At 59.5% G+C, this 22,756-nt stretch carries 21 protein-coding genes; 15 read left to right on the top strand and 6 right to left on the bottom strand.

Annotated features, from left to right (window positions below; genetic code table 11):
* Window positions 1–47: 47 nt before the first annotated feature.
* From cysS to WMO46_RS09075, 6 genes are all read left to right on the top strand, one after another.
* Complete coding sequence (gene cysS, locus WMO46_RS09100) at window positions 48–1,523, top strand: cysteine--tRNA ligase (RefSeq protein ID WP_019151165.1); 1,476 nt, start codon at window positions 48–50, stop codon at window positions 1,521–1,523.
* 175 nt (window positions 1,524–1,698) lie between these two features.
* Complete coding sequence (locus WMO46_RS09095; RefSeq protein WP_195497328.1) at window positions 1,699–3,099, top strand: MATE family efflux transporter; 1,401 nt, start codon at window positions 1,699–1,701, stop codon at window positions 3,097–3,099.
* A 4-nt stretch (window positions 3,100–3,103) separates the two neighbouring features.
* A complete protein-coding gene (locus WMO46_RS09090) occupies window positions 3,104–3,736 on the top strand; it encodes a cytidylate kinase-like family protein (protein ID WP_278966759.1) in 633 nt (210 codons plus the stop codon).
* Between the two features lie 219 nt (window positions 3,737–3,955).
* A complete protein-coding gene (locus WMO46_RS09085; protein ID WP_278966760.1) occupies window positions 3,956–4,525 on the top strand; it encodes a hypothetical protein in 570 nt (189 codons plus the stop codon).
* A gap of 97 nt (window positions 4,526–4,622) precedes the next feature.
* Window positions 4,623–5,735 carry a peptide chain release factor 2 gene (gene prfB / locus WMO46_RS09080; RefSeq protein ID WP_019151161.1) on the top strand — a complete coding sequence of 371 codons (1,113 nt, stop codon included), beginning with the start codon at window positions 4,623–4,625 and terminating at the stop codon, window positions 5,733–5,735.
* A 13-nt stretch (window positions 5,736–5,748) separates the two neighbouring features.
* Window positions 5,749–6,906: an exo-beta-N-acetylmuramidase NamZ family protein gene (locus WMO46_RS09075; RefSeq protein WP_302588364.1), complete on the top strand. Its 1,158-nt coding sequence runs from the start codon at window positions 5,749–5,751 to the stop codon at window positions 6,904–6,906.
* 488 nt (window positions 6,907–7,394) lie between these two features.
* Here the strand turns inward: WMO46_RS09075 and WMO46_RS09070 are convergent, their stop codons facing one another.
* The 3 genes from WMO46_RS09070 to serS form a co-directional block, all read right to left on the bottom strand.
* Window positions 7,395–7,976, bottom strand: coding sequence for a sugar O-acetyltransferase (locus WMO46_RS09070; RefSeq protein WP_129651660.1), 582 nt, complete (start codon window positions 7,974–7,976; stop codon window positions 7,395–7,397).
* Window positions 7,977–8,051: 75 nt separating this feature from the next.
* Window positions 8,052–8,219, bottom strand: coding sequence for a DUF362 domain-containing protein (locus WMO46_RS09065; RefSeq protein WP_019151157.1), 168 nt, complete (start codon window positions 8,217–8,219; stop codon window positions 8,052–8,054).
* A gap of 46 nt (window positions 8,220–8,265) precedes the next feature.
* Window positions 8,266–9,537, bottom strand: coding sequence for a serine--tRNA ligase (gene serS / locus WMO46_RS09060; RefSeq protein WP_019151156.1), 1,272 nt, complete (start codon window positions 9,535–9,537; stop codon window positions 8,266–8,268).
* 94 nt (window positions 9,538–9,631) lie between these two features.
* On the opposite strand from serS, the gene WMO46_RS09055 reads away from it, so the two are divergent.
* The 5 genes from WMO46_RS09055 (at window position 9,632) to WMO46_RS09035 (ending at window position 14,030) form a co-directional block, all read left to right on the top strand.
* The gene (locus WMO46_RS09055; protein ID WP_349094215.1) at window positions 9,632–11,449 is read left to right on the top strand and encodes a peptidase U32 family protein; all 1,818 of its coding nucleotides are present in this window, start codon (window positions 9,632–9,634) and stop codon (window positions 11,447–11,449) included.
* Window positions 11,449–12,333 (top strand): class I SAM-dependent methyltransferase, encoded by an 885-nt coding sequence (locus WMO46_RS09050; RefSeq protein WP_129651662.1) that lies wholly within the window; start codon window positions 11,449–11,451, stop codon window positions 12,331–12,333. Before WMO46_RS09055 ends, WMO46_RS09050 begins: the two co-directional genes overlap by 1 nt.
* 32 nt (window positions 12,334–12,365) lie before the next feature.
* On the top strand, window positions 12,366–12,653 hold the full coding sequence (locus WMO46_RS09045; protein ID WP_019151153.1) for a hypothetical protein: 288 nt from the start codon (window positions 12,366–12,368) through the stop codon (window positions 12,651–12,653).
* The gene (locus WMO46_RS09040; protein ID WP_019151152.1) at window positions 12,650–13,504 is read left to right on the top strand and encodes an AraC family transcriptional regulator; all 855 of its coding nucleotides are present in this window, start codon (window positions 12,650–12,652) and stop codon (window positions 13,502–13,504) included. The genes WMO46_RS09045 and WMO46_RS09040 overlap by 4 nt, the downstream gene beginning before the upstream one ends.
* Window positions 13,505–13,601: 97 nt before the next feature.
* Window positions 13,602–14,030 carry a hypothetical protein gene (locus tag WMO46_RS09035; protein ID WP_278966769.1) on the top strand — a complete coding sequence of 143 codons (429 nt, stop codon included), beginning with the start codon at window positions 13,602–13,604 and terminating at the stop codon, window positions 14,028–14,030.
* Here the strand turns inward: WMO46_RS09035 and WMO46_RS09030 are convergent.
* The 3 genes from WMO46_RS09030 to WMO46_RS09020 form a co-directional block, all read right to left on the bottom strand.
* On the bottom strand, window positions 14,011–14,583 hold the full coding sequence (locus WMO46_RS09030; RefSeq protein WP_129651665.1) for a chromate transporter: 573 nt from the start codon (window positions 14,581–14,583) through the stop codon (window positions 14,011–14,013). The genes WMO46_RS09035 and WMO46_RS09030 overlap by 20 nt on opposite strands.
* Entirely contained in the window at window positions 14,580–15,125 is a 546-nt protein-coding gene (locus WMO46_RS09025; RefSeq protein ID WP_019151149.1) for a chromate transporter, read from the bottom strand. The genes WMO46_RS09030 and WMO46_RS09025 overlap by 4 nt, the downstream gene beginning before the upstream one ends.
* Before the next feature lie 107 nt (window positions 15,126–15,232).
* Window positions 15,233–15,991, bottom strand: coding sequence for an RsmE family RNA methyltransferase (locus WMO46_RS09020; RefSeq protein WP_129651666.1), 759 nt, complete (start codon window positions 15,989–15,991; stop codon window positions 15,233–15,235).
* A gap of 79 nt (window positions 15,992–16,070) precedes the next feature.
* Between WMO46_RS09020 and WMO46_RS09015 the strand changes: the two genes are divergently transcribed.
* The 4 genes from WMO46_RS09015 (at window position 16,071) to WMO46_RS09000 (ending at window position 22,729) form a co-directional block, all read left to right on the top strand.
* Complete coding sequence (locus WMO46_RS09015) at window positions 16,071–18,254, top strand: M3 family metallopeptidase (RefSeq protein ID WP_129651667.1); 2,184 nt, start codon at window positions 16,071–16,073, stop codon at window positions 18,252–18,254.
* Window positions 18,255–18,336: 82 nt separating this feature from the next.
* On the top strand, window positions 18,337–20,418 hold the full coding sequence (locus tag WMO46_RS09010; RefSeq protein ID WP_278966780.1) for a M3 family metallopeptidase: 2,082 nt from the start codon (window positions 18,337–18,339) through the stop codon (window positions 20,416–20,418).
* A gap of 618 nt (window positions 20,419–21,036) precedes the next feature.
* Window positions 21,037–21,339 carry a helix-turn-helix domain-containing protein gene (locus WMO46_RS09005; protein WP_195636335.1) on the top strand — a complete coding sequence of 101 codons (303 nt, stop codon included), beginning with the start codon at window positions 21,037–21,039 and terminating at the stop codon, window positions 21,337–21,339.
* Window positions 21,332–22,729, top strand: a complete 1,398-nt coding sequence (locus WMO46_RS09000) for a VapE domain-containing protein (protein ID WP_349094214.1) — start codon at window positions 21,332–21,334, stop codon at window positions 22,727–22,729. Before WMO46_RS09005 ends, WMO46_RS09000 begins: the two co-directional genes overlap by 8 nt.
* The last annotated feature ends 27 nt before the right edge of the window (window positions 22,730–22,756 follow it).

Raw genomic sequence — 22,756 nt, 5'->3', positions numbered from 1 at the left:
GTGGAAAAAGTTGTAATTTTACCCGTTCAAAACGTTAATTCACGAATATGGATTCCAAACTCGTACTTTACAATACGCTCACCCGCCGCAAGGAGGAGTTCGAACCCCTCGTGCCGGGCCGCGTGGGCATGTATGTCTGCGGTCCCACGGTCTACGGCGATCCGCATCTGGGCCACGCCCGCCCCGCCGTGACGTTCGACCTGCTGTTCCGCTACCTCAAGGCTTCGGGATACAAGGTGCGCTACGTGCGCAACATCACGGACGTGGGGCATCTGGAGCACGACGCCGACGAGGGAGAGGACAAGATCGCCAAGAAGGCCCGGCTCGAACAGCTGGAGCCGATGGAGGTGGCCCACTACTACACGGAGCGTTACCACCGGGCGATGGAGGCCCTCAATGTCGAGACCCCCTCGATCGAGCCCTACGCCTCGGGCCACATCATCGAGCAGATCGAGTTCGTGAAGAAGATCCTCGCCGACGGCTACGCCTACGAGTCCAACGGATCGGTCTACTTCGACGTGGAGAAGTACAACGCCAAATACAACTACGGCAGGTTGTCGGGCCGCAACCTCGACGACATCGTCGCCAACACGCGCGAACTGGACGGGCAGTCGGACAAACGCCACTCCTACGATTTCGCGCTGTGGAAGAAGGCGGCGCCCGAACACATCATGCGGTGGCCGTCGCCCTGGGGCGAGGGATTCCCGGGCTGGCACATGGAGTGCTCGGCGATGTCCACGCGCTACCTCGGGGAACGTTTCGACATCCACGGCGGCGGCATGGACCTGATGTTCCCGCACCACGAGTGCGAGATCGCGCAGTCTACCGCCGCGCTGGGCCACGACTCGGCACGGTATTGGGTGCACAACAACATGATCACGATCAACGGGCAGAAGATGGGCAAGTCGCTGGGGAATTTCATCACCCTCGAAGAGCTCTTCACCGGGTCGCACAAACTGCTGGCGCAGGCTTTTTCGCCCATGACCATCCGTTTCTTCGTCTTGCAGGCCCACTACCGCTCGACGCTCGACTTCTCGAACGAGGCTTTGCAGGCCGCCGAAAAGGGGCTGGACCGTCTGATGAAAGGCATCGAGGCTTTGGGGAAAATCAAACCCGCGGCGGCTTCGACGGTGAACCCCGCGGAGCTGGAGACCCGCTGCGCCGAGGCGATGGCCGACGACCTCAATTCGCCGATGGTCATTTCGGCGTTGTTCGACTGGGTGCGCATCATCAACCAGCTGATCGACGGTTCGCAGACGATCACCGCCGCCGATCTCGAAACCCTTACGGCCACCGTCCGCCGCTATGCCTTCGACATTCTGGGTCTGCGCGACGAAAAGGCCGCCGGGGCCGCCTCGGGCCGGGATTACGTGACACCGCTGGTCGAAATGCTGCTGGACGAGCGGCTGAAGGCACGTGCCGCGAAGGACTGGGCTGCATCGGACCGCATCCGTGACGGGCTGGCCGCGGCCGGCATCCGCGTCAAGGACCGCAAGGACGGCACGGACTGGGAGCTGGAATAGCCCCCACCCGCTTAAGAAGCGGGATTTTGGGGCTGCGGCAGTACCTTGTATATCAGCACCTTATTTCCGCTCCCGTATGCCGCATTGAAAGATTCCGGCTCTTAGCCGGGTACTTTTTTCCGAAAAAAGTACATGAAATTCCGTGTCCGAGACGCGGGGAAAATGGAATGAATTTATGACAACAGAAATAAAATCGGCGGCTTTGGAGCTCGGGACCGAGCGTATCCGCAAGCTGCTCGTGCAATATGCCGTGCCGGCGATCATCGCCATGACGGCCTCGTCGCTCTACAACATGGTCGATAGCATCTTCATCGGCCACGGAGTGGGGCCGCTGGCCATTTCGGGCCTCGCGCTGACCTTTCCGCTGATGAACCTCGCCGCGGCGTTCGGTTCGCTGGTGGGCGTGGGCGCCGCGACGCTGATCTCGATGCGCCTGGGCCAGCGGGACTATGAGACGGCTCAGCGGGTGCTGGGCAATGTGTTGGTGCTTAATCTCATAATCGGCGTTTCGTTCGGACTCGTGACGCTGCTTTTCCTCGATCCGATCCTCTATTTCTTCGGGGCCAGCGAGGCCACGATCGGCTATGCCCGCGAGTATATGACGATCATCCTGCTGGGCAACGTCATTACCCATATGTATCTGGGACTGAACGCCGTGCTGAGGGCCTCGGGGCATCCCCGCAAGTCGATGTACGCCACCATAATCACGGTGGTCATCAATGCCGTCCTCGACCCGATCTTCATCTTCGGGTTCGGCTGGGGCATTCGCGGAGCGGCCGTCGCCACGGTGCTGGCGCAGATCATCGCGCTCGTATGGCAGTTCCGGATTCTCTCCGACAAACGGGAGCTGCTCCACTTCCGGCGCGGCATCTACCGCCTGCGGAAGAAGATCGTGCGCGACATGCTCGCCATCGGCATGTCGCCCTTCCTGATGAACCTCGCGGCCTGCTTCATCGTCATCCTGATCAACAAGGGGCTGAAAGAGTACGGCGGCGACCTGACGATCGGCGCCTACGGCATCGTCAACCGGCTGGCTTTCTTCTTCGTGATGATCGTGCTGGGCGTCAACCAGGGCATGCAGCCCATTGCGGGGTACAATTTCGGCGCGAAGCAATACGACCGCGTGATGCGTGTGCTGAAACTGACGATCATCGGCGCCACGTGCGTCACCACGGCGGGATTCGTCATCGGCGAGTTCCTGCCGCGCATGGCCGTGGGGATGTTCACCTCCGACGAGGAGCTGATCCGCCTGTCGGTCGAGGGCATGCGCATCGTCTTCTTCTGCTTCCCGATCATCGGGTTTCAGATGGTGGCCACGAACTTCTTCATGAGCGTCGGCATGGCCGGCAAGGCGATCTTCCTGTCGCTGTCGCGCCAGCTGCTGTTCCTGATGCCGGGGCTGATCTTCCTGCCCCGCATCTTCGACGCCTGCACCGAGTGGAGCGGCAGTTGGGGCGTGTGGTGCGCCATGCCGCTGTCGGATTTCCTGGCGTCGCTCGTGGCGTTCTTCATGCTGACTTACCAACTGCGGAAATTCCGCGCCATCGGCGCCGCGAATGCCGCCAAAGAGGGATAGGGATATGGAAAAATTCGTCATCAACATCGGCCGCCAGCTGGGCAGCGGCGGCAGGACCGTCGGGGAGATCATCGCCCGCCGACTGGGCATCCGCCTCTACGACAAGGAGCTGATCAACCTGGCCGCCCGGGAGAGCGGCATTTGTCCCGAGATTTTCGAAAAGGCCGATGAAAAGGAGTCGCGCGGCGTGCTCTCGACGATGATCGGCTACCTGCGCGCGCCCTTCGCGGGCGACGACGCAGGCATGACGAACGTTCTGTCGAACGACGCGCTGTTCAAGATCCAGAGCGACGTGATCCGCAAGGTCGCCGCCGGGGAGTCGGCGGTTTTCGTGGGCCGTTGCGCCGACTACATCCTGCGCGAGAATCCGCGCTGCGTCAACGTCTTCATCACGGCCGACGACGAAGACCGTTGCCGCCGCATCTGCGCGCGGCAGGGCTGCACTTCCGCCGAGGCGCAGGCTCTGATGGAGCGCGTGGACGCCCGCCGCGCTTCGTATTACAATTATTACAGTTCGCGGACATGGGGCGTGGCTTCGACCTACCACCTCTGCGTGAGCTCCTCGGTGCTGGGCGACGAGGGCACGGCCGATTTCATTCTGGAATTCGCCGCACGGAAACTGCACGAAAAAATGTGAGAATACGTTTTTTTAGTTTATTGAAAAACAGACATGGTTCCGATGTCTGTTTTTTTATTGTGATTTGCTGATTATGAATATTTTATTTATATTGCAAAACCATCGAATAATTAGCCTATGAAAAAGCTATTGTTTCTTCTTTCGGTATTGCTTTTGGTCGGTATGATCGCTCCCGCACGTGCCGACGTTACGCCGTCGCAGATTGTGAAAGAATATAAGGTGGGCGACAAGACCTATTGCCTTGTCAAACGGTCGGATTTTTACAGACTGACAAGGCCGGAGATGAATGCGGCCTGGGAGAAATTTTGGGAGTCCGGGGATTTTCTTGAATATGAGTCCAACGCCCGCCGGACACTGCTCCTCCGGGATGAGGCGAAACTTCGGATTACGGGGATATCCGGCAATGATGAATTGGAACGGATAATTCGCTCGGTCTATACTCCTGAAGAGATCGAGAAATATGCTGCTGCAAAGACGGGCGACATGAGAGGTATCTTTCTCTATATTTTGTGCGATTATACCGGAAAGATCGTTTCTATTGCAATGGGCGGTATAGGTACCGATTCGCTTGACAACTTGCATCCGAGCGCCCTCAATGTGGAGAAATTCGCCCGCCTGATCGAGGCGATCGAGAAACGGTGGAAGGTCGAGCTCTTTTACAAGGAGAATCCGGAACCGTGTTACCAGATTTATGCGGGCGATATTTTCCATTTCAAGTTGTTCCCCGATTGGGTTTACAAACCTTTCGACCAGCGTCCGGCTGCGTTCACACTGCCTGAATTGCGGTAGTGCCGGATAAAAGAACTGCCGATCGGCGGCTCTTTTCGTATGGATATTGCACTTCCGGATTATTTGCCGTATTTTTGTTAGCATTTAATCGAAAACTATGGTACTTGCCGAACAGATCAAGGAGATCGAACAGCGCCGGGAGGCGCTGGAACGCTGTCTCGACATCGAACAGAAGCGCATCGACCTCCGCAACGAGGAGGAGAAGACCCAGGAACCGAATTTCTGGGACGAACCCGACAAGGCGCGCGAACAGCTGCGCAAGGTGGCGGCGATCAAGGCGTGGGTCGATGACTACGACGCCGTGCGCAAGGATGCCGAGGACCTCGCGTTGATGCCCGACTTCGTGAAGGAGGGGGTGGTGACCGAGGCCGAGATGGACGCCCACTATGCGGCGACGCTCGAAAAGATCGGAAATCTCGAAATGCGCAACATGCTGCGCCGCGAGGAGGATAAACTGGGAGCCATCCTCGACATCAACGCCGGGGCGGGCGGCACCGAGGCCCTCGACTGGGCGTCGATGCTGATGCGCATGTACACCCGCTGGGGCGAGGCCCACGGCTACAAGGTCAAGGTGCTGGACTATCAGGCCGGCGACGAAGTGGGGGTGAAATCCTGCACGATGGAGTTCGAGGGCGAGTACGCCTACGGTTACCTCAAGAGCGAGAACGGCGTGCACCGCATGGTGCGCCTTTCGCCGTTCAACGCCAATAACAAGCGGCAGACGACCTTTGCGTCGGTGTTCGTTTCGCCCGCCGTGGACGACACGATCGAGATCACGGTCAACCCGTCGGACATCGAATGGGACACGTTCCGCTCGTCGGGCGCCGGCGGCCAGAACGTCAACAAGGTCGAGACGGCGGTGCGCCTGCGCTACCACGGCAAGGATGCCGACACGGGCGAACCCGTGGAGTTTCTGATCGAGAACATGGAGACCCGTTCGCAGCTGATGAACCGCGAGAACGCCATGCGCATCCTCAAATCGAAGCTCTACCAGCGCGAGCTGGACAAGCGCATGGCGACGCAGCAGGCCCTGGAGGCTTCGAAGAAAAAGATCGAGTGGGGGTCGCAGATCCGTTCCTACGTCTTCGACGACCGCCGTGTGAAGGACCACCGCACGGGCGTCCAGACGTCGGCCGTGGAGGCGGTGATGGACGGCGACCTGGACCAGTTCATCAAGGGATATTTAATGGAGTTCGGTGCGCAGGCTTAGCGTCATATCGTTGTTGGCGGTGCTTTTGCCGTCGGCCCTTTCAGCCCGGGTGCTGGTCGGCATGACCGACACGGCGGCCTATTTCCCGCTCGTCCGGGGGCAGCGCGTGGCCGTGCTGGCCAATCAGACCTCCGTGGCGGAGATGCCCGGAGCGCCCGGGGCCGATGCCGCAGGGCGGGTGCATCTCGTGGACCTGCTTCACGGGGCGGGCTTCGACGTGGCGGCGATCTTCTCGCCCGAACACGGATTCCGCGGCACGGCGGATGCCGGGGAGCATGTCGCAAGTTCGGTCGATGCACGGACGGGCATTCCCATCCGCTCGCTCTACGACGGCAACACGAAACGTCCTTCGGACGAGACGATGCGCTCGTTCGACGTGTTGGTCGTGGATATGCAGGATGTCGGATTGCGGTTCTATACCTATTATATCTCGATGTTGCGGATGATGGATGCCTGCGCCGATTTCGGCCGCCGGGTCGTGGTGCTCGACCGTCCCAATCCCAACGGACACATCATCGACGGTCCCGTGCTGGACATGAAATACCGGTCGGGCGTCGGGGCGATTCCCGTTCCCGTGCTCCACGGCCTGACGATGGGCGAGATCGCCCGCATGGCCGCCGGGGAGGGATGGGCGAAGCAATGCGCCCTGACCGTCGTGAAGTGCCGCAACTACACCCATGCGACCGAATACCTCCTGCCCGTGGCTCCGTCGCCCAACTTGCCGACCGCGCGCGCCGTCTATCTCTATGCCGCGCTGTGCCCTTTCGAAGGCACCGTCGTCAGCCTCGGACGGGGGACCGACAAGCCGTTCGAGATGTACGGACATCCGGATATGACCGGACGTACGTTCTCTTTCACGCCCCGTCCGACGGCCGGGGCCAAGCATCCGCCGCTCGAAGGACGGCTGTGCCGGGGCGTCGATCTGAGCGGCATGCCGCTCGCCGAGGCCCGCGAGGTGGGCTTTTCGCTGCGGTACGTGATCGACGCCTGTGCGGACCTGGGGATGGGGGACAAGTTCTTCACGCCGATGTTCGAAAAGCTGGTCGGCGTGGGGTGGGTGCGCGAGATGATCCTCGCCGGAGCTTCGGAGGCGGAGATACGCGCCCGCTGGGCCGACGATGTGGAACGCTACCGCGAACGGAGAACGAAATACTTATTGTATGAAAATTGAAAACAGCCCCGGATTTCCGGGGCTGTTTTTCGTAAGAAGCGGGGCGGCCGCGGCTTTCGAAATTCTATGAAGATCCAGTGACGCAATGCCGCGTTGTGTCGCCGTCCCGCAGATAATTTCTGGTTGATATAGGGTCGGTCCGGTTTGTGCAAAGGTAATCAAAAAAACGAAAAAGACGAATTCGTCTGACTGTTTTTTCGATTTCACGAGTCCTTTGTACTATGAAAGGCCAGAAACATTATGATACTGCCATAAAATCCGTAGCCGAAAGACTTCGTGCTGTGCGGATTGCCCGGGGGTTGACCCAGGAGGCAGTGTATTTCAATACGGGCCTGAATATGCGTCGCGTTGAAGGCGGAAAGACGAATTTGTCGCTGTCAACGCTCTGTGAATTGTGTAAATTTTACGGGATAACCTTGGAAGAGCTCTTCAAAGGGCTTTCAATCGAATAAAAAGCGCTCCGAAAACGGGGCGCTTTTCTTTTTTCTTTAATATACCTCCGCAATGCGGTCCGCCTCGGTGATCTCCCGCAGGACCCGGCAGGGCGACCCGACGGCGATCACCCCCGCGGGGATGTCGCGCGTGACGACGCTCCCGGCGCCGATCACCGTGTTGTCGCCGATCGTCACGCCCTGCATCACCACCGTGTTGCCCCCGATCCAGACGTTGTTGCCGATGGTAATGGGCAGCGAACGCATGATGCCCGCGTTGCGCTGGTCGGGCAGCAGGGCGTGGCTGACGGTGTAGAGCCCCACGTTGGGACCGATGAAGACGTGGTCCCCGATCGTCACGGGGGCTTCGTCGAGGATCGTCAGGTTGAAGTTGCCGACGAAATGGTCGCCGATCGAGATCTGCTCCCCGAAGTCGCAGTGGAACGGGCTGTGGATGGTGAAATCCCGGCTGATGCGCCCGAACAGCCGGCGGATGATCGCCTCGCGCTCTTCGCGGCGGCTCGGGGCCAGCCGGTTGAGTTCGAAGACCAGTTCCTCGGCACGCCGCAGGGCTTCGCCGATCTGCGGGCGGATGGCGTGGAGCCAGAGGCCCGCCTTCATTTTTTCAAGATCGTCCATCGCTCTGTCTTAAACCGAAAGCACACCCTGCGGCCGAAACTGCGGGGTGTGCTTTCCTTTCGGATATTCCGTTCGTTACTCCGAAACGATCGCTTCGCTCGGGCAAACGCCTGCGCAGGTGCCGCAGTCGATGCACTTGTCGGCGTCGATGACGTAGATGTCGCCGGCCGAAATAGCCTCTACCGGGCACTCGCCGATGCAGGTGCCGCATGCTACGCAGGAATCAGTGATTTTGTAAGCCATTGTTTTTCGTGTTTATGGTTAATGTGTGCAGTGCAAATATAGAAACTTATTTGATAATATCAAAACCCGTGTAGGGAACCAGCACCTCGGGGATGCGGATGCCTTCCGGGGTCTGGAAGTTTTCGAGCAGCGCCGCCACGATGCGCGGCAGGGCCAGCGAGGAGCCGTTCAGCGTGTGGGCCAGCTGGATTTTCTTCTCCTCGTCGCGGTAGCGGAGTTTGAGGCGGTTGGCCTGGAACGACTCGAAGTTCGATACCGACGACACCTCCAGCCAGCGTTTCTGGGCCTCGGAGTAGACCTCGAAGTCGTAGGTCAGCGCCGAGGTGAACGACATGTCGCCGCCGCACAGCCGCAGGATGCGGTAGGGGAGCCCGAGCGATTTGACGATCCCTTCGACATGGGCCACCATGCCGTCGAGCGCCTCGTAGGAGACTTCGGGCAGCGACAGCTGCACGATCTCCACCTTGTCGAACTGGTGCAGGCGGTTCAGTCCGCGCACGTCCTTGCCGTAGGAGCCGGCCTCGCGGCGGAAGCAGGGGGTGTAGGCGGTCATCTTCACCGGGAAATCCTCCTTTTCGAGAATCACGTCGCGGTAGATGTTCGTCACGGGAACCTCGGCCGTGGGCACCAGGTAGAAATTGTCCGCCGTGGCGTGGTACATCTGGCCCTCTTTGTCGGGAAGCTGTCCCGTGCCGAAGCCCGAAGCCTCGTTGACCATCACGGGAGGCTCGACTTCGAGGTAGCCGGCCCGGGTGTTGCAGTCGAGGAAATAGTTGATCAGCGCGCGCTGGAGCCGTGCGCCCTTCCCCTTGTAGACGGGGAATCCGGCGCCGGTGAGCTTCACGCCCAGGTCGAAGTCGATGATGTCGTATTTGCGGGCCAGCTCCCAGTGGGGCAGCGGGTTTTCGGGCAGCGTCGTGTAGTTTTCCACGAGTTTCACCACGAGGTTGTCCTCGGCCGTCTTGCCTTCGGGGACGATGTCGGCGGGGAAGTTCGGAAGCGAAACGACGGCGGCCTGCAACTCCTGCCGAACGTCGTTCAGTTCGGCTTCGAGGCGCGAGGATTTCTCCTTGAGGTCGGCCACGAAGCGTTTGCGCTCCTCGGCCTCCTCGCGGCGGCCCTGGCCCATCAGTGCGCCGATCTCCTTGGCGGCCTTGTTCTGGGCGGCCAGTGTGTTGTCGAGCTCCAGTTGGACGGCCTTGCGGCGGTCGTCGAAGGCGATGATTTTTTCGATGACGGGCGCGGCGTCGATGCCTTTTTTCGCCAGTTTGCGGACGGCAGCCTCTTTGTCGTCGCGGATTTGCTTTATCGTAAGCATAGTATCGGGTGATTTTTATGTTTTCGCGTTTCGAAAGGCAAAATTACAAAACAATTCCTGAAATTGTCTTATTTTTGTGCAAAATTCCGCATTCGTGAAAACCGTCGAACTCCTGGCTCCCGCCAAAGATTACGCCTCGGCCGTGGCCGCCGTGGATTACGGCGCCGACGCCGTCTATATCGGCGGCGCGAAGTTCGGGGCCCGGCAGGCCGCGGGCAACTCCGCGGAGGAGATCGCCCGCGTCGTGGAGTACGCCTGCCGCTACGGCGTGAGGGTCCATGCCGCGCTCAACACGCTGGTGTGGGACGACGAGCTGGAGGAGGCCGAACGGCAGGCCCGGGAGCTGATCGCCGCGGGCGTCGATGCGCTGATCGTGCAGGACATGGCTCTGCGGCGGATGTCGCTGCCCGTCGAACTGCACGCCTCGACGCAGGTGTGCAACTCGACGCCCGAGGGGGCCCGTTTTCTGGGCGAGGCGGGCTTCGCGCGGGTGATCCTCGAACGGAACCTGTCGCTGGACGAGATCCGGGCGATCTGCTCGGCCACGGCGGCCGAGGTCGAATGCTTTGTCCACGGGGCGATCTGCGTGGGTTTCAGCGGCCGTTGTTTCCTTTCGCGGTCGATGTCGGGGCGCAGCGGCAACCGGGGCGCATGCAGCCAGCCCTGCCGCCTGGTCTGGGACCTCACCGACGGCCGGGGACGCACCTACATCGCCGGCAAACACCTGCTGTCGGTGCGCGACATGAACCTATCGCACCGCATCGGCGACCTGCTGGATGCGGGCGTCACCTCCTTCAAGATCGAAGGGCGTCTGAAAGACACCAATTATATCAAGAACGTCGTGGCCTATTACCGCCGGGCGGTGGACGAGGCGCTGGCCGTGCGGCCGGGGTTCGTGCGGTCGTCCGCGGGCGAGAGCGTTCCGGACTTCACGCCCGATCCCTCGAAGAGCTTCACGCGCGGGGAATCCGAATACTTTTTTGCCGGAAAGCGTCCCGGGGTGGCGTCGTTCGACACCCCGAAGGCCGTCGGCGAGTATGTGGGACGCGTGGCGAAGGTTTTCGGGAATGGGTTTACGCTTCTCGGGGAGGCTGAACTGGCTCCGGGCGACGGTATCTGCTTCATCACGCCGCACGGCGTGACCGGAACCAATGTCAATGCCGCGGAGGGGCGCCGCATCGTGCCCAACCGCATGGAGGGGATCGTCGCCGGGGCGGAGGTCTACCGCAATTCCGACCGGCTGTTCAACCTCCGGCTGGAGCGCAGCCGCACGCGGCGGGTGATTCCTGCCACGGCCGTCGCGGAGGTCTCGGCGGAGGGTTTTGCGATAACCTACACCGACTGCGAGGGCGTCACGGCTTCGGCCGCGTGCACCGTGCCGCTCGACCGGGCGAAGAATCCCGGCGCCAACGCTTCGGCGCTGCGGGTGCAGGCGATGAAGTCGGGCGACACGATTTTTGCAGTGCGGGATGCGGAGGTGCGGGGCGCGGAGTGGTTCGTGCCGGCGTCGCTGGCCGCTGAGGTGCGCCGCGAAGCGCTCTCCGCATTGGACGAGGCGCGCCGGAACAGGCCGTTGGAACACCGCATTCTGCCCGAAAATCCGGCGGCGCGGTATCCTTCGGAGCGGCTGACGGCCGAGGAGAACGTCACCAACCGGCTGGCCGAGGCGTTCTACCGCGACCACGGGGTGCGGGAGATCGAACGGGGACTGGACCTCGCGCCGACGACCGCCGGGTATCGGGTGATGCGTTCGGCCTACTGCATCCGCCGCGAGATCGGCGAGTGTCTCCGCGAGCGTCCGCGGCTGCGCGGCGACCTCTATCTGGAGCACGGCGCGCACCGTTACCGGCTGGAATTCGACTGCGCGGCCTGCGAAATGTCACTAATTGATTGCACGAAAAATCTGAAATAATGCAGGAGCAGCTGACACCCGATTTCGGGGATTACGAACTGATCGACACGGGCGATTTCGAGAAACTGGAGCGTTTCGGGCGTTATGTGACGCGCCGTCCCGAGCCGCAGGCCATCTGGCGGCGGACGCTTTCCGAAGAGGAGTGGCGCCGCACGGCCGACGCCGCATTCCTGCGCGACGCCCGCAGCGACGAGCGGGGCGAATGGCGTCTTGCGCCCAAGACCCCCGACCGCTGGACGGTGGAGTATTCCTACCGGGGGATGCGGCTGCGCATGCGGCTGGGGCTCACGTCGTTCAAGCACGTGGGGATCTTCCCCGAGCAGGCCGCCAACTGGAACTTCATCTACGACGAATGCCGGAAGTTGGCCGGGGATTCGGGCGGTGCGAAGGTGCTGAACCTCTTCGCCTATACGGGCGGCGCGACGCTGGCGGCCCGGGCCGCCGGAGCCGAGGTGACGCATGTCGATTCGGTGAAGCAGGTGGTGACGTGGGCGCGCGAGAATATGGAGCAGAGCGGTCTGGAGGGCGTGCGGTGGATCGTCGAGGATGCGTTGAAATTCGTGCGGCGCGAGGTTCGCCGCGGCAGCCGCTATCGGGGCATCATCCTTGATCCTCCGGCCTACGGGCGCGGGGCCAACGGCGAAAAGTGGGTGTTGGAGGACGACATCTGCGAGATGCTGGATTGCTGTGCGCGGCTGCTGGAGCCGGAAAACGCCTTCCTCGTGCTGAACCTCTATTCGATGGGGCTTTCCCCGACGCTGGCCCGCACCGCCGTAAGGCAGGCGTTCGGGGCTCCGCGCACGGAGCAGTGGGGCGAACTGTGCTTCTCCGACCGCGCCGGCAAGGAACTGCCGCTGGGGACCTATTACCGGTTCACGCGGTAGGGGCCTTTTGACATTGGATTAAAACGCAAGATATGAGTGTTTTGACCTTGATATTCGGACTTCTGAGCGGCTGTTTCCTCTCCGTGCTGGTGGGGATCATCGGCAGCCGCCGGCGCATCGGCTTCGGCTGGGCGTTTCTTCTGAGCGTGATCTTCACGCCGCTGGTGGGGCTCGTCATCGCCCTGCTGACCGACCCGCTGCCCGGCGGCGATCAGCGGTGGGGGTGCATCGGAACCTTCGTCGCCGTGCTGGGCATGCTGTTCCTCGCGGCTTTCCTGTTCCTGCTGCTGACGGGCGGAACCATGCTGCTGGCGCTGTGAATCCGGAATCCGCCTCCATCCCCCTGCACAAGGCGGCCCAGCGTTCCGATTTCGGGATATTCGTCAAGGAGATCGCTTCCCGGTCGGCGGGAGAGCCTGTCGGATATGCCCACCGCGACGATTTCTATGTGTTCGGGCTGGTGACCGGCGGAAGCTGCCGTGTCGGCATCGACTTCAGGGAGTATAGCCTTTCGGAGGGCGATGTCGTGGCTGTCCGGCCGGGACAGGTCCACCGCGTCGCGGATGCCGGCGACGCCGAGGCGCTGCTCCTCTTCGCGGACGCTGCGCTCGTCGATCCCCCGAATAAGCAGGTGCTCGCCGAATATGCGCTGTGTCCGGCTCCCTGCCGTACCGCCGGGGCGCAGCGGGACGAACTGGAACGGTTGTTTGCGATGATCCTCCGCAGGATGGACAGCCTGGAGAACGACGATTCGAAACGCATCGTGCGGTATCTGTCGGATGCGCTGATGGGGATGGTGACGGAGATTCTGCGGAGTGCGGTCGGCCGATTGCCCGGAAACCGGCGGCATGTGGAAATCGTGCTGGCATTCAGGGAACTGCTGGCGAGAGACGGCCGGATCGTCCGGAATCCGGCCCACTATGCGGCGGCTCTGCATATCTCCCCGGTCTATCTGAACGAGGTGGTGAAAAACGTGACCGGGGAGAGTGTCGGCAGGTACATCCGGAACGAAATCGTGCTGCGCGCGAAGCGCATGCTGGTCTATACGACGCGCAACATCGGGGAGATAGCCTGCGAACTGGGCTTCGACGACTATGCCTATTTCACCCGCCTGTTCACGAAGCAGACCGGAATGAATCCCACCGCCTATCGGAAAAAATACCTCGAATAGTCCAAATCCCGCCTCGTGGCGTCCATTGTCCGTTTACCCGGCAAGCCGTTATTTTGCAATCAAAAAAACGATGAACGAAAAACGGTTTGTATTCCTTGTGGATTCAGTATTGGCGCCTCTTTTTGCGCTGACGGTATATACGGGTTTGGAACTGCATGTCGCCGGGCACGGCGCGGACCATGAACTTTGGCACGGCTGGGCGGTGTTCCACACGCTCGTCGGTCTGCTGTTTACGGTGTTCGGAGCCATACACGTCAGGGACCATTGGGGGTGGTATAGAGGGCTGTGGGCGAAAGGCCCGAAGGGCAGGAGCCGGATCGTATCGGCGCTGTCGGCCGTATGCGTTCCGCTGCTTGTTACGGCGGTGCTGTTATTGTGCTGCGTAGATGGGGCCAACACGCCGGTCGGGCTGTGCCATTACGCCGCGGGACTTGCCGCGGGAATCCTGGGGACACTGCATGTGCTGACGCGGGCCCGGCGTTTGTACGGCGGGCTGACGGCGCACGTCAGAACACGTAATAGATGAGTATTCCGGCCGCGGCCGAGAGGACGATCAGCAGGATGGGGTTGATCTTGCGCCACGACCCTGCGAAGACCCCGCCGAACAGCACCCAGCTCCAGACGTCGATGAAGTTCTGGTCGCCGGGGGCGTCGCTGTGGGGGAAGATCAGCAGCAGGGCCGCCGCGGCGATCATGCCGATCACCGCCGGACGCATGCCCCGCATGGCCCCCTCGACCAGCCGGTTGTGCTGGAGCCGCATGAAGAAGCGCGCCACGAGGATCATCAGCGTGAGCGACGGCAGGCAGACGGCGAAGGTGGCGATCACCGACCCGAGAATGCCGCACCAAAGGTGTCCGGTCTGGACCCCGACGCTGTAACCCACGTAGGTCGCCGAATTGATGGCGATGGGGCCGGGGGTGATCTGCGACACGGCGACGATGTCGGCGAACTGGGCGTTGGTCATCCATTGGTGCTGCACGACCACCTCGTTCTGGATCAGCGACAGCATGGCGTAGCCGCCGCCGAATCCGAAGAATCCGATTTTGAGATACGACAGGAAGAGTTGCCAGAGTATCATTGCTTTCCTTTCTTTTTAACGGTTGCGAGTTCCCACGCGATGCCCGACAGGGCTGCGGCGGCGAGCACCCAGATCGGCGACCAGCCCAGCCCCCAGACTGCGAGGGCCGCGAGGGCGATCACCCCCAGCATGGTCCAGTGCATGCCCCGGGCCAGCGAGATGACCGGGCCGATGATGAGCGCCACGACGGCCGGGCGCATGCCCTTGAAGGCGGCGTCGATGACCGGGTTCTGGCGGATGTCGGAGAAGAAGAGCGCGATGGCCAGGATGATGGCGAACGACGGCAGCACGCACCCCAGTAGGGCCGCCACGGCGCCGCCGAAGCCGCGGACCTTGTAGCCCACGAAGACCGAGGTGTTGACGGCGATCGGTCCCGGAACCGACTGCGCGAGGGTCAGCAGGTCGAGGAACTCCTTCTGCTCGATCCATTTGCGTTTGGCGATGAGCTCCCGCTCGATCAGCGGCAGCATGGCGTAGCCGCCGCCGAAGGTGAAGAGTCCGATCTTGAAGAACGACAGGAAGATGGTGTGGAGGCGTTGCAAGTTATTCAGGTTTTATATTTTTAACATATTATGTACTTTTGGCGGCAAAAGTATCAAAACCCCCGCTTAAAAAGCGGGTTTTAGGTGCTGCGGCAGGATTTTGTACGTCAAAGCCCGTTTCCCGCTTCCGCCACTCCTAAGTCCCGCCTCTTAGGCGGGTTTACGACCGAGGCCATGACCGCGGCCGCGAGGGCCGCCGTTTCGGTGCGCAGACGCTGGGTGCCGAGGGTGATCTCCTCGAACCCGCGGGCGAGGGCGAAGTCGATCTCCTCGGGCGAGAAATCCCCCTCGGGGCCGATGAAGACCGCGGCCGTCTCGCCCGGGCGGAGCGCGTCGGGGAGGTAGACCTTGCCTTCGGGCGACCGGGCCGGGGCGCAGTGGGCGATGAAACGCCGTCCCTCGAAGGGCCGCAGCACCGCTTCGCGGAAGGGCGTGAGGGGCAGCAGCGCCGGGCGATAGGCTTTCAGCGACTGTTTCAGGGCTGCGGTGATGACCTTCTCGCCCCGTGCGGGCTTGAAGACGTGCCGTTCGCTGTGGGCCGTGTCGAGGGGCAGGAACTCCGTGACGCCGACCTCGGTGGCCTTCTCCAACAGCCACTCGAAACGGTCGGGGCTTTTCGTCGGCGCGACGGCCAGAGTCAGCGCATAGGGCATTTTTTCGAACTCCTCTTCCACGCTGACGATCCGCACCGTACAGCGTTTGGGATCGTCGTCGGTGATCTCGCAGCAAAATAAATTGCCCCGTCCGTCGGTTATATGGATACGTTCGCCGCGCCGCAGACGCAGTACGCGGACGCAGTGTTTCGACTCCTCCTCGCCCAAGGCGTACAGGGGCGGCATGATGTCCGGTGCGTAAAATAGTTGCATGATCGGAGGCGTTATTTATGGAATTTTATTGTAACTTTGTAAATAATATGCGGCAAAGTTACTAAAATAACACGACAGCATGAAACGTATCACCGCTTTATTGACACTTATTCTGACCATGACACTCGTGTCCTGCAAATCCGACAAGCATGCGGGCGAAAATCCCTTTTTCGCCGAATGGAATACGCCCTACGGGGTGCCGCCCTTCGACCGGATAGCTCCCGAACACTTCCTGCCCGCCCTGGAGCGCGGCATGTCGCTGCACGACGCCGAGATCGACGCCATCACGTCGGACAACGACGTCCCGACGTTCGATAACGTCATCCTCGCCTACGACCGCTCGGGGCGGATGCTCGCGCAGACGGAACTGATCTTCGGGATGCTCTGCGCCGCGGAGAACACCCCCGAGATGCAGGCTTTGCAGGAGCGGGTGATGCCCCTGCTGGCGGCGCACGCCGATAAGATTCTGTTGAACGAAAAGCTCTTCGAACGGGTGAAGGCCGTCTACGACCGGCGCGGCGCATTGGAGCTCGATGCCGAGCAGAGCCGTCTGCTGGAGAAGACCTACCGCGATTTCGTGCGCGCCGGGGCGCTGCTCGACGCCGAGCAGAAAGCCCGTCTGAAAGCCATCAACGGCGAACTGTCGCTGGCTGCGGTGAAGTTCGGGCAGAACATCCTCGCCGAGAACGGTAACTATGCGCTGGTGCTCGAATCGGCCGACCTGGACGGCATTCCCTCCAACGTCCGCGATCAGGCCCGCGAGAAGGCCGAAGCGACGGGCAAGAAGGGCAAGTATGTCTTCACGCTGCACAAACCCAGCCTGATCCCGTTTCTGACCTACTCTCAGAAACGCGAACTGCGCGAGGAGATTTACAAGGCGTATCTCAACCGCTGCAACAACGGCGACGAGTACGACAACAAACAGCTGATCAACGACTTCATCCGTCTGCGCACGGAAAAGGCCCATCTGCTGGGCTATCCGTCGTATGCCGACTATGTGGTGGCCGACGAGATGGCCGGGACGACCGACGCCGTCTACAAGCTGCTGAACGAGATCTGGACGCCCGCGCTGGAGCGCGCCAAGGGCGAACTCGCCGAGATGGAGGAGCTCTTCAGAAAGGATTACCCCGACGGGGAGTTCGCCTCGTGGGACTGGTGGTACTATGCCGAGAAGGTCCGTAAGCAGAAATACCAGCTGGAAGAGGAGCTGTTGCGTCCCTATTTCTCGCTGGAGAACGTGCAGTCGGGGATTTTCTTCCTGGCGAACCGCCTCTACGGCATCACGTTCCGTCCCATCGTCGTGCCGCTGTACCATCCCGATGCGATCGCCTACGAGGTGCTCGATGCCGACGAATCGCATCTGGGCGTGCTCTATTTCGACTATTTCCCGCGCGACGGCAAGAGCCAGGGCGCGTGGTGCGGCAACTACGTGGAGCAGACCTACGAGGACGGCAAGCGCGTGGCGCCCGTGGTGTCGATCGTCTGCAACTTCACCCGTCCGACGAGCAACGCCCCCGCGTTGCTGACCCTCGACGAAACCGAAACGCTGTTCCACGAATTCGGGCATGCGCTCCATTTCCTTTTCCACGACGTGAAGTACCGCGGACTGACCGAGGTGGAGGGCGATTTCGTGGAGCTGCCCTCGCAGCTGATGGAGAACTGGGCCTTCGATCCCGAGGTGCTGAAGCAGTACGCCGTGCACTACCGTTCGAACGAGGTGATTCCGGAGTATCTGGTGGCGAAGTTGCGCCGCAGCGAGCTGTTCAACCAGGGCTTCATGACCACGGAGCTGATCGCCGCGTCGCTGTCGGACATGGACATCCACTCGATCACCGAATACGAGCCGTTCGACCCGATGGAGTTCGAGCGGAAGGCCCTGACCGAAAAACGCGGGCTGATTCCGCAGATCGAGCCGCGCTACCGCTATCCCTACTTCTCGCACATCTTCGACGGCGGATACTCCGCGGGCTACTATTTCTACACGTGGGCCGAGGTGCTGGACAAGGACGTTTTCGAAGCCTTCCGCGAGAGCGGCGACCTGTTCAACAAGAAGATCGCCGACGATTTCCGCCGCAAGATCCTCGCCCGCGGCGGCTCGGAGGACGGCATGACCATGTACCGCGATTTCCGCGGCAAGGACCCCGACAAGCGGGCGATGCTCCGCAGCCGGGGGCTGTGGAACGAACCCGAACCGGTCGATTCGCTGGCCGGCTCGCCTGAGCCTGCCGAGGGCTTCCGCGTAGAGGCTGTTCCCGAAAACTGACCGGACGAAACCCATTCAGAAAGAAACCCGAAAACCGAAATAAAAAATGAAAAAAGCACTCTTTATTATGGCTGTTTCCGCTATGGCGGCAGGCTGTGCCGACAATTCGATTCCCGAAGCGCAGCTGCCCGAACTGGATATGTCGAATCCCCTGCTGGCCGCATGGGATACGCCTCACGAGACCCCGCCGTTCTCCGAGATCAAACTCTCGGACTACGAACCGGCGTTCGACGCCGCGATCGCCTGCTCGCGCGCCGAGGTGGAGGCGATCGTCAAGAACCCCAAGAAGCCGACCTTCGGCAACACGATCGTGGCGCTGGAGCGTCAGGGCGAGCTGCTCAACCGCATCTCGGGGCTCTTCTTCAACCTGCTCGAAGCCGATTCGTCGGACGAGATGCAGGAGATCGCGCAGCGCGTGCAGCCCAAGCTGACGGAGCTGTCGAACGACATTTCGCTCGATCCCGAACTGTTCGCCCGCGTGAAATACGTCTACGAGCATCCGGGACGCCTCAAGAAAGAGGACAAGAAACTGCTGGAGAACACCTACAAGGGCTTCGCCCGCAGCGGTGCGGCCCTGTCCGACGCCGATAAGGAGCTCTACCGCCAGTACTCCTCCGAACTGTCGGCGCTGACGCTGCAATTCGGGCAGAATGCCCTGGCCGCGACCAACGCCTTTACGCTCAACATCACCGATCCGAAGGTGGTGGCCGAGCTGCCGGCGTTCGTGAAGGAGGGGATGGCCGCCGAGGCCAAGGCCCGCGGCGAAAAGGGCTGGACGGTGACGCTTCAATACCCCAGCTACCTTCCTTTCATGACCTACTCGTCGAACCGCACCCTGAAAGAGAAACTCTGGCGGGCCAGCGGCTCCAAGGCGCTGGGCGGCGAATACGACAACACCGGGATCGTGAAGAAGATCGTCAACACGCGCCTGAAGATGGCCAATCTGCTGGGTTACAAATGCTATGCGGATTACGTGCTCGAAAACCGCATGGCCGAGAACACGAAGATCGTCAACGACTTCCTCGCCGAACTGCTCGCCGAGACCAAGAGCTATGCCGACGCCGACTACCGCATGGTCGCCGACTATGCCGCGTCGCTCGGCTTCGAAGGCGAGCTGATGCCCTGGGACTGGGCCTATTACACCGAGAAATACAAGGATGAGAAATACGCCCTGAACGACGAGCTGGTGAAACCCTACCTGAAACTCGAAAACGTGAAGAAGGGCGTCTTCATGCTGGCCAACAAACTCTACGGGCTGAATTTCACGCCCAATGAAAAGATCGCGGTCTACCATCCCGACGTGACGGCCTACGACGTGACGGATGCCGACGGCCGTTTCATGGCGGTGCTTTATCTCGATTTCTTCCCCCGTGCCTCGAAGCGTTCGGGGGCGTGGATGACCGAATTCCGCGGCACGAAGATCGAGGACGGCAAGGAGACCCGCCCGCTGGTGTCGCTGGTGATGAACTTCACCAAGCCCACCGAGACGACGCCTTCGCTGCTGACTTTCGACGAGATGGAGACCTTCCTCCACGAGTTCGGGCACGCCCTCCACGGCATGCTGGGCGAGGGTAAATACGAGTCGCTGACCGGCACGAGCGTCTACCGCGATTTCGTGGAGCTGCCTTCGCAGATCATGGAGAACTGGGCCACCGAGAAGGAGTTCCTCGACCTGTGGGCCGTGCATTACGAGACCGGCGAACCGATTCCCGCCGAGATCGTGGACCGCATCGTCGCCGCGCAGAACTACCTGGCGGCCTACGCCAACGTGCGCCAGCTCTCGTTCGGCATGACCGACATGGCCTGGCATACGCTCACCGAGCCGTTCGACGGCGACGTGGAGCAGTTCGAGGTGGCTTCGATGGCCCCGACGCAGGTGATGCCCGTCATTGCGGGAACTGCTATGGCGCCCTCGTTCGGCCACATCTTCTCGGGCGGCTATGCGGCGGGTTACTACGGTTACAAGTGGGCCGAGGTGCTCGAGGCCGACGCTTTCTCGCTTTTCAAGGAGAAGGGTATTTTCAGCCGCGAGGTGGCTTCGTCGTTCCGCGACAACATCCTTTCGAAAGGCGGCACGGAACATCCGATGAAGCTCTACGAGCGTTTCCGGGGCCACAAACCCGAAACCAAGGCCCTGATCGAGAAGATGGGGCTCGGCAAATAGCCCTTTGGCTCTGTCCGTACAGTCGGGAGAACTCCGGGAGGGGGTTCTCCCGGCTTTTTTTGTCGGCGGTGTCCGAGGCATCGTACCGTCTGTTCGCTCCGGGCAACAAGTGCCCCCCCCCTCCACTGGAGCGCGCAGGACGCGGGGAAATAGCCCGAGAACGAAAAAGGATGCCCCGCATGCGAGGCATCCTTTTTGAGTTGAGCTACCAGGATTCGAACCTGGAATAATATTGCTGATAATCAATGTTTTATGTGGTGTGTCTTACTCCGGTCCAACGATTCGTCCTTTTGTCTCGAAATATGATGTTCCCTGAAAATGAATGCAATAGCGTGAAATTTTAGAAAAAAGGGATTCGAAGATTTGGAAGTGAAAAAAATATTGTTTTACTTTGCATTCGGAAAATACGAGCAACTTTCAACATGCGATAGGGCGGTTGAAAGCCAAGACAGCGGACTACGATAGTGGTTGGCTGAAGAGAAAGGTCAAAACGATTGAACATATCGGGCGATACTTTCTCCCATGTGTAAAAAGACGGTGCAGCGATCGTTTATTTACGCATTTTTTTTATCCCTATCTGAACGGGAGAAGAGTTTCGCTGCTATATCAGTCATAGTAATGTCTGATGAAAAGGTCTTTATTTTTCATAAAAACATGCAAGAACATGTAAATTTAACCAATTTGTCGGCACAAGTAGAGTTGCTGGCAACACAAATTAGAAAAAATGATGAGGAAATTATTTACGATCTGACCGATCTTATGAGAATCCTCAAAGTTTCGCGGCGCACCCTTTTTACGTGGATTTCGGAAGGTATTTTGCCGACGAAAATGCTTGGTAAGAAGCACTATATTTCCAAGCGTGATTTGATGGCTTTAATCGAAGGCAACCCTGCGTTGCAGAAAGGAGGGCGCCATGAGTAATGCGCTTGACGAATTTAAGGGGGTAGCAGATGCCGGAATAACCCCGGATGATAATCCCGGATTGGAGGCTTTTGTAGAGGGTGCAGGCGAAATGCCTGCTCCCCAGCCTCTCGTGGAATTGGCAAAACCAGCTAAGAAAGGTGATAACGTGTTGATACAAATTGAAATGTATCTGCGAAGCAAATATCGGTTTCGTTACAATCTCGTGTCGAATAAGGTTGAATTTGGGCGTATTGTAGACAAAGACTTCCGGGATATGCGAGATTATGATTATAATAGTCTTCTCCGAGAATTAAAGTTGTCTGATCTGTCGTGTTCCATAAGTTCTTTACGTCAGATTTTGGCATCGGATTTTGTAATGCCATATGATCCGTACCAAGCATTCGTGAAAAATCTTCCGGACTGGGATGGACAGGACCATATTGGAGAGTTGGCGGCAACTGTACGGACGACTAATCCAGATTTTTGGGCTATATGCCTTCGTAAATGGTTAGTAGCTATGGTAATATCGTGGATTAAGCCTGATATTGTCAACCATACCGCATTGATTTTATGTGGTCCACAAGGTTGTGGAAAGACTACGTGGTTAAAAGCATTAATTCCTGATGTTCTGAGCAATTATATTTTTACCGGCAAAGTGAATGTGCGGGATAAAGATTCACAGATAAAACTTTCCGAGTGTTGTTTGATAATTATGGACGAGCTTGAAAATATGCGTCGGGATACTGATGCGTTAAAAGAGCTGATAACAAAGTCGTGTATTTATGTTCGTCGGGCGTATGCTTTTGTTCATGAAAACTATACCCGAAGAGCTTCTTTTGCAGGTTCGACAAATAATTATGATTTGTTGCCCGATATGACCGGAAACAGACGCTTCTTGTGTTTTGTAGCTGAAAATATTGTCAATAACCATGACGTTAATATGGAACAAGTATATGCTCAGGCTATTGCGTTATGGGTGGGTGGATTCCAATACTGGTTTGATAAAGATGAGATGGCTGTTTTGGAGCGAAATAATGAAGCTTTTCGTGCTGTGTGCGTAGAGGAAGAGCAACTAACTTCGTTCTATGAACCTTGTAATGAGGGTGATGCAGGCGTTTTATTTATGAAAACAACGGATATTTTGAAAAGCTTGTTGCAGTTATCCGGTTTGAGATCGCTTTCAGATCAGAAACTCGGACGGGTTCTGATGAGTTTGGGCTATAAGCGCGTTAAGAAAGACGGGCGATATGGGTATCTTCTGCGACTGCGAAAGCCTTCAGTGCCAGATTCCTTGTTGTCTGAATTAGAGTCGATGGTAGAAGTTCAGGTCCCGGAGGAACCGGAGGAAATAGAGTTGGCTCAGCTTCCTGTGGCTCGTATTGGCAGGGTCCAACGGCAGCAGGAGTAATTTTAGTAAGAAGGAGAGGGCTTTGGG

It is taken from the genome of Alistipes intestinihominis (assembly GCF_040095975.1).
GTDB classification, from domain to species: Bacteria; Bacteroidota; Bacteroidia; order Bacteroidales; family Rikenellaceae; genus Alistipes; species Alistipes senegalensis.
The sequence above is the reverse complement of the archived record's forward strand: the minus strand, read 5'-3'. Positions and strand labels throughout refer to the sequence as shown.

Excerpts from the sequence above, each read along its gene's own strand:
- cysS (WP_019151165.1), top strand. The coding sequence starts at position 48 with ATGGATTCCAAACTCGTACTTTACAATACGCTCACCCGCCGCAAGGAG.
- WMO46_RS09095 (WP_195497328.1), top strand. The coding sequence starts at position 1,699 with ATGACAACAGAAATAAAATCGGCGGCTTTGGAGCTCGGGACCGAGCGT.
- WMO46_RS09090 (WP_278966759.1), top strand. The coding sequence starts at position 3,104 with ATGGAAAAATTCGTCATCAACATCGGCCGCCAGCTGGGCAGCGGCGGC.
- prfB (WP_019151161.1), top strand. The coding sequence starts at position 4,623 with ATGGTACTTGCCGAACAGATCAAGGAGATCGAACAGCGCCGGGAGGCG.
- WMO46_RS09070 (WP_129651660.1), bottom strand. The coding sequence starts at position 7,976 with ATGGACGATCTTGAAAAAATGAAGGCGGGCCTCTGGCTCCACGCCATC.
- WMO46_RS09065 (WP_019151157.1), bottom strand. The coding sequence starts at position 8,219 with ATGGCTTACAAAATCACTGATTCCTGCGTAGCATGCGGCACCTGCATC.
- serS (WP_019151156.1), bottom strand. The coding sequence starts at position 9,537 with ATGCTTACGATAAAGCAAATCCGCGACGACAAAGAGGCTGCCGTCCGC.
- WMO46_RS09050 (WP_129651662.1), top strand. The coding sequence starts at position 11,449 with ATGCAGGAGCAGCTGACACCCGATTTCGGGGATTACGAACTGATCGAC.
- WMO46_RS09045 (WP_019151153.1), top strand. The coding sequence starts at position 12,366 with ATGAGTGTTTTGACCTTGATATTCGGACTTCTGAGCGGCTGTTTCCTC.
- WMO46_RS09030 (WP_129651665.1), bottom strand. The coding sequence starts at position 14,583 with ATGATACTCTGGCAACTCTTCCTGTCGTATCTCAAAATCGGATTCTTC.
- WMO46_RS09020 (WP_129651666.1), bottom strand. The coding sequence starts at position 15,991 with ATGCAACTATTTTACGCACCGGACATCATGCCGCCCCTGTACGCCTTG.
- WMO46_RS09015 (WP_129651667.1), top strand. The coding sequence starts at position 16,071 with ATGAAACGTATCACCGCTTTATTGACACTTATTCTGACCATGACACTC.
- WMO46_RS09010 (WP_278966780.1), top strand. The coding sequence starts at position 18,337 with ATGGCGGCAGGCTGTGCCGACAATTCGATTCCCGAAGCGCAGCTGCCC.
- WMO46_RS09005 (WP_195636335.1), top strand. The coding sequence starts at position 21,037 with ATGTCTGATGAAAAGGTCTTTATTTTTCATAAAAACATGCAAGAACAT.
- WMO46_RS09000 (WP_349094214.1), top strand. The coding sequence starts at position 21,332 with ATGAGTAATGCGCTTGACGAATTTAAGGGGGTAGCAGATGCCGGAATA.